Raw genomic sequence first — 15,824 nt, forward strand, 5'->3', positions numbered from 1 at the left:
ATTAATTGCGAAAAACACGAAAGTTCCTGATGCTTTCGCTTTTCGTCTGCTTGAGTATGATATTCATGCCAGGGACGGAGAGTTATGCGGAAGAAACGCCAGGGGAGCAGGCGTCTGCAGAGTCGGGATTAACAGATGAGAACCCCCAGCGTCTGGAAGAAGTTACTGCTATGGATGAAGACGGCAACATCTATGAAGTAGGCGATGAGGGTGGCGAAGTAAGTGAATCTGGAATTGCAAGATTTTCCATGGCAAGAACTGCTGTTGTGAAGGTCGTGAATTTCAGAACCAAAGGAAATGCGGTTACCACGTACAAAGAGTTCGGTACTGGAACAGATGGATACACCAATGGTGCTTATGGTGCGGATGCAGCATACCTTGGTACCAGTGGAGGAAAAGTACGGTTCATGCTTTCCGGAGTGGTAGGAGAGGTGTCAGCCAGTGAAGTGCAGGTTGTGGATTTTGCTAATGCAAAATCTTTCAGCTGTTACCAGGTATCTGGGGGAAGGCTTCTTCACTACATAACACAGGATATGACAACTCCGGGATATGCAACCTCTCTTGATAACGGAGCCGCACCATCATATCTGCAAAGCGGAGTTACTTATTACAGTTATGATGGACATTATTTTTACACAAGTTATGGAACGATGCTTGGAGATTATCAGAATAATACACGCTCCAATTCTGTGAATCCAGGCAGTCCGTATTATAATTATTATCAGTATCTGCCTTTCAGAAGCAGAACATCCTATAGCGCGGCAGATCTGAATAATCTGATCAATGGAAGGACAAGTTCCACATCCAAATTAAGGAATACTGGTGACTATCTGGTGAACAGCCAGAATACATATGGTGTGAATGCGTTGATTATGACAGCAATTGCAGCAAATGAAAGCGGATGGGGGACAAGTTCTATCTGTAAGAATAAGAACAACCTGTTCGGTCTGAATGCCGTGGATTCTTCACCGGGAACCAGTGCTTCTACCTATGCGAGTGTTGAAGAGTGCATCCGCCAGTATGCAGATGGCTGGATGTCCAGAGGATATCTGAAGCCAAGTGATTGGAGATATAAAGGCGGTTTCCTTGGAAATAAGGCAAGCGGAGTCAATGTAAGTTATGCCTCCGACCCATATTGGGGAGAGAAAGCAGCGAATATCTTATGGACACTGGATGCGAATGGCGGAGGCAGGGATGCCAACGCTTATACGATTGGTATCAAGGATTCCATCTCTACGCAGCATACGAGTGTGAATGTGAGAAGCGGCAGCAGTACCGCTTATACTTCTTTATATAAGACAGGGCTTCATTCCAGTTATGCCGTGCTGATTCAGAATCCGACAGCAGAGAACGGCTTCTACAGAATCCAGAGTGATGCAGTACTGAATGGTGATCGCTCAGGCGTGAACGCAGGAACAGGTCAGTATGATTTTGACAGCATGTATGCTTATATATCTGCAAATTATGTGTCTGCTGTAAACCAGGGAGGAACTGTGGAAGTTAAGAAAGAACTGCAGTCCATCTATATCAGCCAGGCACCGGCTAAGACGGCTTACACGGCAGGTGAGATCTTCGACCCAACCGGTATGGGTGTTGTGGCGAAGTGGAGCGACGGTACAGAGACGGATGTTACACAGGAAGTTACTTATCCGACAGAGGCATTGCAGGCTGGTCAGGGAAGTGTCGCAATCACTTATGCATACGAGGACATGACGGCATCGGCAGAACAGAATATTACTGTGGCAGAGTCGGTGGCTGTTACAGAAGTGAAGATTGATCCGTCACAGGTAGAACTGAAGGTGGGAGAAAGCCTTAACTTTGGAGTACTGGTTATTGGTACAGGCAATCCATCGAAGGATGTAACCTGGAGTGTGGAAGGCGCGTTGAGTGCTGATACACAGGTCGATCAGTATGGAAAACTTCAGATAGGCACTGATGAGACAGTTGAGACGTTGAAAGTAAAGGCTGTATCCGTTCAGGATGTTACGAAGAGCGCTGAGGCAGTTGTTACAGTAGTGAAGGAAGAAGTAGTAGAGCCTGAACAGCCGGAGACACCGGGAGAGGCTGAGACACCGGATGTACCAGAGACGCCGGACGGAAGTGATAATCCGAATGAGTCAGATACACCAGATACACCGGAAACTGAGACAATAGTTACGAGTGAAGATTCCAAGGTGTGGGTTACAGGAACTCTACTGGATGGTGCACAATTGAAGGTAGCAGGGATTGCAGATACCACAGAAGAGTATGCCCAGTATACTGAGGCAGTCAAAGGGCAGACAATCCTTGGCGTATATGACATTAGCCTGACAGAGAAACTGGAGAAAGATCAAAAGGTTGAACTGGGGCTCCAGGTTGATGAGCAGTATAACGGAAGGGAGATTGTGGTTCTTCATTACAGTTATAATGAAGTGGATGGCAATACTTATGTAGAAAGATATCTGACAAAAGCAGAAGAGGGAAAGATTGCTATTGAAGTGACTGGCTTTTCTCCATATGTAGTGGCGCTGAATGACGGGGCTGATTATAGTAACCCGCCAAATGGTGGTGAGAATACTGCGCCGGATAACACTATACCGGGTAATACCACGCCGGATAATACCACGCCGGATAGCAATACACCATCTGGAGAAAATGATGATACATCTTCGGATAATACGGCAACGCCAGATACAACACCGCCGGCAGCAGACAATACGAATGACAATGGTGCAGATGATCTGCCTGCTAATACGGTCATTGTACCGCCGGCAGGTGAAGGTACCGGGAACACCGATAGTCCTGATGTTATAACCGATACTAAAGATCCGAGTTCCCCATCGGGTCCATCAGGACAAGAACAAGTTACCACGGGTACTGATACAAAAGATAAGAATGCAGCCTCAGCTTCAGAAGTCAAAGACACGATACAGAAGAATACAGGAAAGAACAAAGTGCAGAATGTAGTTCCTAAGACAGGAGATGAAAGCCGGACAGGAATATGGACGATTCTGTTGGCAGTCTCAATGTTGGGAGTGATATATAGCCTCAAGAAAAGAAAAGCTGCATAAAATCTTAAGATAAGCAGAAGGGCAGTAATCCAAATAGATGGGTTGCTGTCCTTTTTGTGCATGTAATCACCATTTTATTTGCATATGTGCAATGATTTATTTACAATGGAGATAAGGACGGTGATAAATATGGATAGAAGTATTTTTGTAGAGCGCCTTAGAATGCTCAGAAGAGAGAAAGGAATATCACAGGAAACACTTTCGGCTGCATTGTACATAGACAGAACAACACTTGCGGGGTATGAAACCGGGAAACGTATGCCGGATATAGAGATGATGTGGGCAATTGCAGACTATTTTGAGGTTACCATAGATTATCTGGTAGGGCGGCGATAGTTCTTGGACGTAGTAGCCTGTCTCTTAGGAGACGGGCTATTTGTCATGTCCTGATAATGGACGGTTCTTACAAACTTCTTAAGAATTGTTAAGAAATATTCAGAATTTCTAAGTGGATTTTCTGACAATAATCCTGTAAACTAAATGTGATGGGAGTTATATATAAAATAAGGGATGAATCGAGGAAAAAGATGATTCGAAATATATTAGATTATCTGGAACATTCTGCCGTGCAATATCCGGACAAACCAGCCTTTACAGATGACAAATCAACATGTACGTACAGAGAATTGTTAAGTACCGCAAGATCTGTAGGAACCTGTCTTGCGCATAAGGTATCTCCAAGAACGCCAATTCCGGTATTCATGGAGAAGAGCGTGAATGCAATCTATGCTTTTATGGGAGCAGTATATGCCGGATGCTTCTATGTGCTGCTGGACCCCAAATTTCCGGCAGAAAGACTGAATCAGATCCTACACACACTGGGTGCAAAAGTAATGGTGGCTGACAGAAAGTATGAGAAACAGTTGGCGAACCTGGGATATGAAGGGACAGTCATTGATATTGAAGAAGCTATTTTGGAAGATGCAGAGGAAGGTGTATTGGAAAGCATTCGCAAGCAGGCTATGGATATCGATCCATTATATGCGAATTTCACTTCGGGCTCCACGGGCGTTCCCAAAGGTGTTGTGGTCAGCCACAGATCGGTGATTGATTTTATCGAAGAATTCACGACAATCTTCGGAATTACCAGTGAAGATGTCATTGGAAATCAGGCACCGTTTGATTTCGATGTGTCGGTGAAGGACATCTATTCTACATTAAAGACGGGCGCGACTATGCAGATTATTCCGAAGAAATTATTCTCTTTTCCAACGAAATTACTGGATTATCTGGAAGAACGAGAAGTTACGACGTTGATCTGGGCGGTTTCTGCGTTGTGTATCATTACCACGCTTAAGGGTTTCGAATATAAAGTACCGCAAAAGGTGAATAAGATTATATTTAGCGGTGAGGTGATGCCGGTGAAGCATCTGAATGAGTGGAGAAGATATCTTCCACATGCGATGTATGCGAATGTATACGGACCGACAGAGATTACCTGTAACTGCACTTATTATATTGTAGACCGGGAGTTTGCGCCGGGGGAGAACCTTCCGATCGGAATGCCATTTCCGAATGAAAAAGTATTCCTGCTGGATGAAGAAGATAGATTAGTGACAGAACCGGGGCAAAAAGGCGAGATCTGCGTGTCCGGAACGGCGCTGTCTTTGGGATATTACAATAATCCGGAACAGACGGGTAAGGCATTTGTCCAGAATCCGTTGAATACCTGCTATCTGGAGAGAATCTACCGGACCGGAGATCTGGCTTATTATGGCGAAGATGGGTATCTGTATTTTGCATCCAGGAAGGATTATCAGATTAAGCATATGGGACATCGGATTGAATTGGGAGAGATCGAGACGGCAATGGAACTGGTAGAAGGAATCCGAAGAAACTGCTGCATCTATGATGAGGAAAAGAATAAGATTGTAGCTTTCTATGAAGGAGAAGCGGACAAAAGACAGATTGTTCGTACGCTGGGAGTGAGATTGCCGGCATATATGATACCGAATGTATTCGTGAGGGTGGACAAGATGCCGGTTACGAAGAATGGAAAGATTGACAGAAAGGGTTTGATGAATGGATAAGGAAGCATTAAGATCTGTAGCCAAAGAGTATGGAACTCCGGCATATATCTTTGATCTGGATATGTTAAAGAAGCGGATCAGGATGATACAAAGAAGCCTGGGAGAAGAGATCAGGCTGTGTTATGCAATGAAAGCCAACCCTTTCCTGATAGGACCGATCCGGCAGTTGATTTCCAAGTATGAAGTATGCTCGCCGGGAGAATTCCGTATCTGCGAGAAAGCCGGAATTGATATGCAGCAGATCGTGCTGTCCGGCGTGAATAAGGAGAGAGCGGATATTGCCTATGTAATGGGAAGATACGGCAGCAAGGGAATCTATACCATCGAATCTGCCGGACAGTTAGAAGTGTTGGAATCCTGTGCCAAAGAATGCCAGGTAGTTATCCGTGCATTGATACGGGTTACCAGCGGGAATCAGTTTGGAGTGGATGAGGAGGAGATCTGTCGTATCATAGAGCGAAGAGAAGCGTATCCACATGTTCAGATTGTGGGACTACAGTGGTATTCCGGAACCCAGAAGAAGAAAATGGCGAAGATAGAGAAGGAATTACTGCATCTGGATGAATTCCTTGGATTATTAAGGGGAAAATACGGATATGAAGCGGAAGAATTGGAGTATGGTCCGGGATTTTATGTGCCGTATTTTACGTCAGATGAGGAGATTGATGAGGAGAAGATGCTGGGTGAGTTCCGAAGTATTCTGGAGAGACTTCATTTCTCGGGAAGGATCACGTTGGAGATGGGAAGATATATTGCTGCATATTGCGGTTATTATCTGACAAGCATTGCGGATTGGAAGGTGAATCAAGGGCAACGGTACTGTATTGTGGATGGAGGTATTCATCATCTGACCTATTATGGACAGGCTATGGCGATGAAGATTCCGCATTATCAGTATATTTGGATGCAGGAAGAGGGCGCTGGCGGAGAGGCTGCAAGTGTGCGAAAAGACATAGATACAGGCATAGAGAAAGATGCAGATGTAGAAAAAGCAGAACCTTGGAATATATGTGGCTCATTGTGTACGGTGAATGATGTGATTGTGAAACAACTTCCGCTAAAGAATGCCTTGATTGGAGATGTGATTGTATTTGAGCGGGTAGGCGCTTATTCGGTGACGGAAGGAATGTATCTGTTCCTGAACAGGGATCTGCCGCAGGTATTGTTCTATTCGCAGGATGGCGGCAATGGGGTTCAGATGATCAGGCAGCGTAAAGGGACTGACGAGATCAATGGAATAGGGGCAGTCATGCTATGAAAGAGAAGAGATATGGTATCTTAAGAGTTGGGATTTTCTTAATTCTATGCGTTGTATTATCAGGGATTCTGAACTGGATAACGATGCCGCCGAATGTTATATGGATGAATCTTCACCAGTTGAAGAGAGAAGGTCCTTATGATTATCTCTTTATCGGGACATCTCATGGGCAATACGGAATCAGCCCGGAGGTAATAGACCGGGTGACAGGAAAGAAGAGTTTTAATCTGTGTATGGCAGATGAATATCCTGTGGACACCTACTATCTAATGAAAGAGGCATGTAAAGAGCAGAAACCGAAAAAAATTATCTATGAGTTGGACCCGTCCTATTGGATGATGGATCAGCGATTGGGTTCAACTGCGATTCTGTTCTATAAGGAATTGCCGTGGTCTAAGAACAAGGCAGAGTATTTTCTGGATAAGATTATGAAACTGGACTATCGTGAATCTATGTTTCCATGGAGTTATTATAAGAATAATCTGTTACAGGCACCGCAGATCATGAAGAAGAAAATAAGCCGAGAGTATCGGAAATATGATCCACAGATTCTGGATGTGCCCGGAGGGTATTATGGCGGGCGCGGCTTTCTCTATCAGGATGCAGTAGAAGGTGCGGATAAGGGAACCTATAATAATGTGCCTTGGGATGAAGGACAAGTTCGGTCAGACGCAATACGGTATTTTGAGAAAATGGTAAGTTATTGCAGGAAAGAAGGAATCGAACTGGAGGCAATTACCCTTCCGGTACCAGTAGATACGGTTGCGAATATGCCGGAGAGTTATGAAAGGTCGGATCAGTATTTTGCAGAACTGATGGAGAGATATCAGGTTCCTTATCATAATTTTAATATGGATTCGGAATTGGATTTCGACAGGAGTATGGATAGTTACTGGGATTATGACGGACATATGTATGGACCGGCAGGTGAGCACTTCAGTGAAGAATTGGGAGAATATCTTAAGAAAAATAATAAACAAAATGCCAATTAGAACTTGGCGGGCATAAAAGTGTGTTAGGAGGAAATGAAAAATGGAACAATTAATGGAAATCTTAAATGACGTTCAGCCGGATGTGGACTATGAGAACTGCACAACACTGATTGATGATGAATTGCTGGATTCATTTGCAATTCTGTCTATCGTAAGTGAATTAGAGGAGGCATATGATATCGAGATTACACCGGTGGATATTGTGCCGGAGAACTTCAATTCGGCAAAATCTCTGTGGGAGATGGTTAATCGTCTTAAGGAAGCTTAAGAGTGGAGGTAGAGAATGTCTCTGATATCAATGGGATTCCTGATGTTCGTAGGAATCGCGGTGATTGGATATTACTTGATCCCCAGACGATTCCAGTGGATATGGCTTCTGATCTTCAGTTATATCTATTATGCATCATCGGGAATCAAGATTCTATTCTTCCTGCTTTTTACGACCATCACCACATATGGAGCAGGAAGATTAATAGAAAAGGTAAAAAAAGAAAAAATCAAAAAAAGAAGAGTTCTGGTGGGATGCTTGTTGCTGAACTTCGGAATGCTGGCAGTGCTTAAGTATACGAATTTTGCGATTGAGAATGTGAATGCGATATTTCACACGGGCATCTCTTTTCAAAAATTGATTCTGCCGTTGGGGATTTCGTTCTATACATTCCAGTCCATGGGATACATTATCGATGTGTATTGGGGAAAATACGAAGCAGAGAAGAATTTTTTCCGATTCGCATTGTTTGTGTCCTTCTTTCCACAGATTCTTCAGGGGCCGATTGGACGTTTTGACCGATTGGCGAAGCAGTTGTATGCGGAGCATTCCTTCAATCTGCAAAGGGCTGAGTATGCATTGCAGCTGATTCTGTGGGGATTCTTCAAAAAACTGGTACTGGCAGATAGGGCTGCAGTGGTAGTGAATCAGGTATTCTTGAATTACACACAGTATGCAGGGCTTACGAATATTGTGGCGGTGCTGATGTATTCGATCCAGTTATATATGGATTTCTCAGGTGGCATGGATGTCGTGGCCGGAGTGGCCGGATTATTCGGAATCGAACTGGAACAGAACTTTAAACGACCGTATTTTGCAGTGTCTATTACAGATTTCTGGCATCGGTGGCATATTACACTGGGTACCTGGATGAAAGACTATGTGTTCTATCCGATCTCTCTGTCAAAATGGATGGGAAAGTTCGGAAAATGGGCGAAGAAGGTATTCGGAAAGAAGACAGGAAGAGTCATCCCTATCTGTGTGGCGAATGTGATCGTGTTCCTGGTAGTGGGAATCTGGCATGGCGCCGCATGGAAATTCATAGCCTATGGATTCTATAATGGACTGATCATTGCAGTAAGCAGCCTTCTGACACCAGTGTATAAAAAATGCTTCGAAAAACTTCATCTGAATCCGAAATCCAGCGGATGGCGGGTGGTACAGATTGTCCGGACGTTTGTATTGGTGAATATCAGCTGGTATTTTGATATGGCGGTCAGTCTGTCAGCTGCGTGGATGATGATGAAGACTACGGTTACGGGATTCACCATGAGTACGCTTACGGACGGGTCACTGATGACACTAGGATTGGATCAGTTGGATTATACAATACTGGCAGCAGGATGTGTGGTGGTGTTCCTGATCAGTCTGTTGCAGGAGAGAGGAGTTCGAATCCGGGAGAGTCTGGGAGAGAAGCCTCTGGTGCTGCGGTGGGCAGTGTATGGAATGCTGGTATTCGCAATTCCGATGTTCGGGTATGTGATGATTACGACAGGAGGATTCATCTATGCGCAGTTCTAGGCAGAGGATCGCTTAAGGCGCGCCTCTGTTTTGGAAATAGTGTGTGTAGTTTGCCGGAAGATTTGCTATAATAGATGGGGAAATAGAGATTAGTGATAAAAGGTGGTGGAATATATGAAGAAGGCTTTCCCAATCGGAGTGGATAATTTTCAAGAATTAATTACAAATGATTATTACTATATAGATAAAACGAATCTCATAAAAGAATTGCTTGATTTGAAAGGAAAAGCGAACTTATTCACCCGTCCCCGGCGTTTTGGGAAGACATTGAATATGAGTATGCTCCGGTATTTTTTGAAGACACAGGAGATGCTGAGGTGAATGCACGCAACAGAGAATTATTCAAAGGCTTACGGATTATGTCTGCAGGCGAAGAATACGTAGAGCAGATGGGAAAGTTTCCGATCATCAATCTCACTTTAAAGTCGGCAAAACAAAGCACTTTTGAATCGGCATATTTCAAATTAAGAGAAGAGATAGCGGGAGAATTCAGACGGCATGACGCGCTGATTGAGAAAGATATCCTGACAGAAAAGGAGAAAGAACGTTATTCTAAAATTGCGGATTGTGAGGCAGGGTATGATGAGTATTCCGGGGCGTTAAAATTTTTATGCAGTTGTATTTATAAAGTGACCGGGGAAAAAGTTATTATCTTGCTGGATGAGTATGATGTTCCGCTGGAGAACGCTTATTTCAGTGGATTTTATGAAGAGATGGTTCAGTTCATCTGCTCATTGTTTGAGTCTGCACTGAAAACGAACGATTACCTGAAATTCGCGGTTATTACCGGATGCCTGCGGATCTCAAAGGAAAGTATCTTTACCGGCTTAAATCATTTGAATATGATATCGGTGCTGGACCGCAGATATAGTGAACATTTTGGATTCACAGGTGACGAGGTCCGGCAGATGATGTGCGATTATGGCTGTGAAGAACGGTTTGCGGATATGAAAGAATGGTATGACGGATATACATTTGGCGATACGGATGTATACAACCCGTGGAGCGTTATCAAGTTCATGTACGACCTGGATGCAGATATCCATGCATTTCCGCGCCCATACTGGATCAACACAAGTTCTAATTCTATCATTAAAGAGATGATAAGCCATGCAGACCGGGAAACCAGAACCCAGATAGAGACTCTTCTGTGGGGAGATACGATGGATGTCCAGGTGCATGAAGAGATTACCTATGAGGATATCCATGCAAGCGGGGAAAATCTTTGGAATTTCCTGTATTTCACCGGTTATCTGACCAAGAAAGAAGAATATTTTAAAGAATCAACGATTTTCCTAAAAGTACGTATTCCGAATGTGGAGGTAAAAACGGTCTATCAGAATACCATCTTGAATTGGTTCCGGGAAAGCATAAAGAAGCAGGATTTCTCTGATCTGTATCAGGCTATGGAAGAAGGAAACGCAGGAAGAATGGGTGAGATACTGTGCAGCCAGTTGATGTCGGTGATTAGTTTCTACGATAGTGCGGAAAACTTCTATCATGGATTCCTGGCGGGGATTCTAAGTCAGAGTGAGCATTATCTGGTCAAATCAAACCGAGAATCAGGCAACGGACGTTCGGACTTGATGATTAAAAGTCCTTCACTGCGCGGAAAGGCATTCGTAATAGAGGTAAAAGTATCTGACAGTATAGATGCGCTGGAAGACGATGCTGAGGTGGCTGTGAGACAAATCCATGAGAGAGGATATATAGAAGAACTTCGTGTGGAGGGGTATCGGCAGATTATGTGTTATGGAATTTCTTTTTATCGGAAAGATTGTGAAGTTCGTAAGGGGGAGTGATTAGCGTGGGCAGGATCATTCGGGCAGCAGGATTCCTGGCGTGAAAATAGTGGTGAAATGTGAAACATAGTTGGACATTTTTATATGTGGCATAGTATAATGGAATTGTCTGAAACAGACTAATATGAATGAATACTTTTATGGAGAAAAAGATTATGAAGAAAGTAACATTGGTAATTATGGCAGCTGGAATTGGAAGCAGATTCGGCGGTGGTATCAAGCAGTTGGAGTCAGTTGGACCGAACGGCGAGATTATCATGGATTATTCCATCTATGATGCGCTGGAGGCTGGATTCAGCAAAGTAGTATTCGTAATAAGAAAGGATCTGGAGAAAGACTTCAAAGAAGTTATTGGGAACAGGATTGAGAAGGTAACAGAGGTTGCTTATGCATATCAGGAACTGGATCATATTCCAGAGCAATTTAAAGATAGATTAGAAGGAAGAAAGAAGCCTTGGGGAACCGGTCAGGCGATTCTGTGCTGCAAAGATGTGGTGAATGAACCGTTCCTAGTAATTAATGCAGATGATTATTATGGAAAAGAAGCTTATCGTGAGGCATACCAAGAACTTGTAAAGGAACATGCGGGAACAGATATCAGTATGGTTGGGTTTATTCTGAAGAATACTTTGAGCGAGAATGGTACTGTAACAAGAGGAGTATGCAAGATTGATGAGAACCGCATGCTGAAGGAGATTGAAGAGACATATGGAATTGAAGGTCGTGGTGATCATGCGGTGGCTGAGAAGGATGGAGAAGAGGTTCAATTAGATCTGGATTCGGCGGTATCCATGAATATGTGGGGGCTTCAGCCAGAGTTTTTTGAGATATTAGAGAGTGGGTTCGCGGAATTTCTGAGTGGAATTAAGAAAGAAGATGTGAAGGCTGAGTATTTGCTGCCGAAGATTATAGGACAACTTCTTGAGGAAGGAAAGGCACAGGTGAAGGTGCTGGAGTCTAAGGATCAGTGGTTTGGAGTTACTTATAAGGAAGATAAGGGGGCAGTTGTTGAGGCGATTAGACGGCTGATTGCTGGAGAGGTGTATCCGGAGAAGTTGTTTTAAAAGAGAAGCGTTATGTTGAAAAATTGGTGAAAAGTGAGTTGAGATATAAATGAGAAAGTGGCTGTCACACTAGTTAAATACTTACTTAGTGTGGCGGCCACTTTGGCTGAGAATGAAGGGAGTCTGAGGGCTAGAAATAATACTGCAGGCATAAGTTGGAGAGAGTGGTATTGGGGTATGGTCAATAACAATATTTGCAATTGGATATTATATACCAGATGATGCTGATAAGGTTATGGATAAAAGAGAAAATAATGTGAAATGAGTTGAATTTTTTGTGTTGAAATTGTCTTGAATATTTATCTAAATTTATTGATTTGCTATGGAAACGGTTTGATATGGTGTGTCCCATGACTTGTCGAAAAGAGTATTGTCCCCTGTTTGTTTCGAATGCTAGGGTATAATATAAATAATTGACGTTGCAAAGTTTCCCTCTTGTTTATTAAATTTTTATAAATGAAAATTCTATAAGTTGCAAAGGAGAGAGGAGTTTTATATAATACTAAATGTCGAAAAATGTAAAAAGATTGGGAAGAATGTGTAAAATGATGGGTAGGTTTAAGAATGTTTTAAAAAAGATTATGGTTGGTGTAGGGACAGTATTGTCGATGCTGATAGTGGTACTTGCTACGATTTTGTGCTTTAGTATTCGGTGGATGTTTGATACTTGGAGTAATCTGTCGATGGATGAACTAGTATATCATCTTACTGCACCATTAGATGGTACTAATGAAAGCATGATTATGGAATATTTGAATGTCTGTATCGTACCTACTGTGTTAATGCTACTAATGGTGGCAATAGTGTTCAGTGCGTTACGTCAACGGAAGGGTTATTTCATAGTAATGGGAGTGGTAATCGCAGTATCATTAGCAGTGTCGGCTCATACGGTTCATGCGGCATGGAATCAGTTGGATGCGGGGAATTATGTGAAAGCACAGGGATCTTACTCAACATTTATTGATGATTATTATGTAAATCCGGCAGAGGTTTCGATAGAGTTTCCTGAACAAAAACGGAATCTGATTTATATTTTTTTAGAATCCATGGAGACAACATATGCTGATAATGAGAATGGTGGTGCATTTGAAGAGAATGTGATACCTGAATTGGTGGTACTGGCGCAGGAGAATGAAGATTTCTCTGGTGAAAGCAGTCGATTGAATGGTGGATATGCTATGACGGGGGCAACATGGACGATGGGGGCAATGTTTTCCCATACTTCGGGAATCCCTCTTAGCATATTGATTGATGGAAATAATATGGATACCCAGGATTCTTTTTTTGCCGGGGCAATAACGTTGGGAGATATTCTGGAACAGGCAGGGTATTCGCAGACGTTGTTGATTGGCTCGGATGCAACATTCGGCGGTAGGAGATTGTATTTTACAGAGCATGGGAATTATGATGTTGTAGATTATAATTATGCGATTGAGACGGGAATGATACCGGAGGACTATCGTGTTTGGTGGGGGTATGAGGATCAGAAATTATTTGAATTCGCAAAAGAAAAAGTGGAGGAACTTGCTTCTCAAGACACCCCGTTCAATCTAACAATGCTTACTGTAGATACACATTTTGAAGATGGATATCTTTGTGAACTATGTCCCGATACATATGGAGATAACCAGTATGCCAACGTAATGGCATGTTCTAGTCAACAGGTTAGTGAGTTTGTAAAATGGATTCAGCAGCAGGAGTTTTATGAGAATACGACTATTATTCTGGTTGGAGATCACACTACGATGGATTCTGATTTTTGTGAAGACATTGATGATGGTTATATTCGTAGAGTATATACTTCATTTATCAATTCCGCAGTAGAGGTAGAGGTGGACACAGAAAGAAACTATACAACATTTGATAACTTTCCAACAACCTTAGCAGCGTTAGGGGTAGAGATTGAAGGAAATAGGTTGGGACTTGGAACGAATCTTTTTTCGGGTACACAGACTCTTACAGAAAGATTTGGTATAGAGTATGTAGAAGAAGAGATTGGGAAAAAGTCTGAATTAATGGAAAAAATGGCGGACTTGAATGAAAACGCAGAAGAATTGTTGGTGCGTGAGGGGAAGATCCCGACAGCAAGTATGTATGTTGAAGCATATGAGCATGATACGGGTGCATTACCTGTAACTGTGGCAGATATTGAAAATATACAGGATAGAATACAAACGGTTATGCTAGCCGTATGGACAAATGTAGATCAAAGTGATCTGCAATGGATTCAAATGGAAAATCGTGAAGATGGAAGTTATTATGCGCGTATTAATGTTCCGAGTTTTGGATATAAAGTAGGTGAGTATAATATTCATGCTTATGTAGTGGATGAAGGTGGTAATCAATATAAAGTGGGGGAAATTATAGGAATCGTTGATTAATGCATAGAGAAAGTATATTTAAAGGCTATTGCTAAGATGGGAGCAATGGCCTTTAGTAGCGTTATGAGTATATATCATCTTTATTTGCAGTGTTGCTGAGGAATTATATAAGTGTTATAATGAAGCAATGTACAAAAATAGTGGTGGAGTATTAGATTATGATAAACAGATTATGGAAAATAGATAAAAAAGATATTGAAAAGCAAAGTGTTTTTTGGAATATGATGTCTAGTGGACTAAATTCTATAGTATCAATGTTGTTGTTGTGGGTTGTGACTTTAGTTAATGGGGTATCAGATGCGGGTGTTTTTTCATTAGGTTTCTCCACTTCGCAAATGATGCTGACTATTGGCAATTACGGAATGAGAAATTATCAGGCTACAGATATAAAGAACAAATATTCTATGCGTATCTATTTGGCATCAAGAATTGTGACAAATTTTATAATGATGTTATCTGTTTTTGCTTTTGTAAAAATAGAAGGATATTTTGTTGAAAAAGCGGTGATAACGATATTGTTGTGTTTATTAAAAGTTACGGATGCTTTTGATGATGTATACGGAGGACATTATCAAAAACAAGGAAGGCTTGATATTAGTGGGAAGGTAATGAGTTTGCGCATTGTGGCTTATGTAATTGCTTTTTGCGCTAGTTTGCTGCTATCTCATAATTTGATTATTGGATGTTTAGGAGCCATTGTAATTTCTTCGCTGGTTTTGTGGGGGGTGGTTACATCTACGAAAGACGTAATTGTTTTGGAGAAGCCTCGATTTGATTGGAAAAAGATATTTTCCTTACTTGTGGAGTGCTTCCCTTTGTGTGTTAGTGCTTTTCTATTAATATATATGGGGAATGCGCCCAAGTATGCGATTGACACATATTTGTCTTTAAATGACCAGGCATATTATACATATTTATTTATGCCGTGTTTCGTTACGAATTTGTTTGTGGGATTTGCACTTCAGCCTTTGCTAGTTAAATTGTCAAAATCATGGCTGCATAAAGAATACCGAAATTTTCTGAAATTGTGTGGCTTGATTTTTTTAGGAGCAGTAGTGATGGCTACTTTTATAGTAGTTCTAGGTGGAGCAATAGGATGTCAGGTGTTGTCGATTGTTTTTGGGGTTCAGTTAATTCAATATAGGAATGTATTAATTGTTTTGTTAATAGGTGGTGCTTTTTTTGCGTTTGCTGTTATTGAACAAGTGGTGCTGACGGTAATGCGTAGACAGATATATCTTCTGATTGGATTTGTAATTGCAAGTATTACTGCATTTTTTATATCCAAACCACTGGTTGAGATATTTGAACTATTAGGAGCGGGATATGCATATACGGTATCGGCGGGAGTATTGTTTTTGGTATTAGCGATTATGATTTTTGTTTTCCTTATTAGAGAGAGGAAGAGAAATGGGTGCTTAGATTGACATGAAAAGTTGTAGAATGTTATACTGTGGT

Annotated in this window: 12 protein-coding genes; all 12 read left to right on the plus strand. The window is 42.0% G+C overall.

The genetic code is table 11. The features are described from left to right. Positions 1 to 5 precede the first annotated feature (5 nt). The 12 genes from ACQRBN_RS02835 (at position 6) to ACQRBN_RS02890 (ending at position 15,793) form a co-directional block, all read left to right on the plus strand. Positions 6 to 3,050 carry a glucosaminidase domain-containing protein gene (locus ACQRBN_RS02835; RefSeq protein WP_427737434.1) on the plus strand — a complete coding sequence of 1,015 codons (3,045 nt, stop codon included), beginning with the start codon at positions 6 to 8 and terminating at the stop codon, positions 3,048 to 3,050. A 129-nt stretch (positions 3,051 to 3,179) separates the two neighbouring features. Continuing rightward, on the plus strand, positions 3,180 to 3,386 hold the full coding sequence (locus ACQRBN_RS02840) for a helix-turn-helix domain-containing protein (protein ID WP_427737435.1): 207 nt from the start codon (positions 3,180 to 3,182) through the stop codon (positions 3,384 to 3,386). Between the two features lie 191 nt (positions 3,387 to 3,577). Next, positions 3,578 to 5,080: an amino acid adenylation domain-containing protein gene (locus tag ACQRBN_RS02845; protein WP_427737436.1), complete on the plus strand. Its 1,503-nt coding sequence runs from the start codon at positions 3,578 to 3,580 to the stop codon at positions 5,078 to 5,080. Continuing rightward, entirely contained in the window at positions 5,073 to 6,338 is a 1,266-nt protein-coding gene (locus tag ACQRBN_RS02850) for an alanine racemase (protein ID WP_427737438.1), read from the plus strand. Before ACQRBN_RS02845 ends, ACQRBN_RS02850 begins: the two co-directional genes overlap by 8 nt. Further along, positions 6,335 to 7,330 (plus strand): hypothetical protein, encoded by a 996-nt coding sequence (locus ACQRBN_RS02855; protein ID WP_427737439.1) that lies wholly within the window; start codon positions 6,335 to 6,337, stop codon positions 7,328 to 7,330. The genes ACQRBN_RS02850 and ACQRBN_RS02855 overlap by 4 nt, the downstream gene beginning before the upstream one ends. Before the next feature lie 40 nt (positions 7,331 to 7,370). Further along, positions 7,371 to 7,598: an acyl carrier protein gene (locus ACQRBN_RS02860; protein ID WP_427737440.1), complete on the plus strand. Its 228-nt coding sequence runs from the start codon at positions 7,371 to 7,373 to the stop codon at positions 7,596 to 7,598. Between the two features lie 15 nt (positions 7,599 to 7,613). Then, positions 7,614 to 9,119 carry an MBOAT family O-acyltransferase gene (locus ACQRBN_RS02865; RefSeq protein ID WP_427737441.1) on the plus strand — a complete coding sequence of 502 codons (1,506 nt, stop codon included), beginning with the start codon at positions 7,614 to 7,616 and terminating at the stop codon, positions 9,117 to 9,119. 114 nt (positions 9,120 to 9,233) lie between these two features. Continuing rightward, positions 9,234 to 9,440 (plus strand): AAA family ATPase, encoded by a 207-nt coding sequence (locus tag ACQRBN_RS02870; protein ID WP_427737442.1) that lies wholly within the window; start codon positions 9,234 to 9,236, stop codon positions 9,438 to 9,440. Further along, positions 9,437 to 10,921, plus strand: a complete 1,485-nt coding sequence (locus ACQRBN_RS02875) for an AAA family ATPase (RefSeq protein WP_427737443.1) — start codon at positions 9,437 to 9,439, stop codon at positions 10,919 to 10,921. Before ACQRBN_RS02870 ends, ACQRBN_RS02875 begins: the two co-directional genes overlap by 4 nt. Before the next feature lie 155 nt (positions 10,922 to 11,076). Next, the gene (locus ACQRBN_RS02880; protein ID WP_427737444.1) at positions 11,077 to 11,985 is read left to right on the plus strand and encodes a nucleotidyltransferase family protein; all 909 of its coding nucleotides are present in this window, start codon (positions 11,077 to 11,079) and stop codon (positions 11,983 to 11,985) included. Positions 11,986 to 12,533: 548 nt separating this feature from the next. Continuing rightward, a complete protein-coding gene (locus tag ACQRBN_RS02885) occupies positions 12,534 to 14,366 on the plus strand; it encodes a GBS Bsp-like repeat-containing protein (RefSeq protein ID WP_427737553.1) in 1,833 nt (610 codons plus the stop codon). Positions 14,367 to 14,524: 158 nt separating this feature from the next. After that, the gene (locus ACQRBN_RS02890; RefSeq protein WP_427737445.1) at positions 14,525 to 15,793 is read left to right on the plus strand and encodes a lipopolysaccharide biosynthesis protein; all 1,269 of its coding nucleotides are present in this window, start codon (positions 14,525 to 14,527) and stop codon (positions 15,791 to 15,793) included. Positions 15,794 to 15,824 lie beyond the last annotated feature (31 nt).

This window comes from Bariatricus sp. SGI.154 (assembly GCF_050313795.1).
Taxonomy (GTDB): domain Bacteria; phylum Bacillota; class Clostridia; order Lachnospirales; family Lachnospiraceae; genus CAMBRQ01.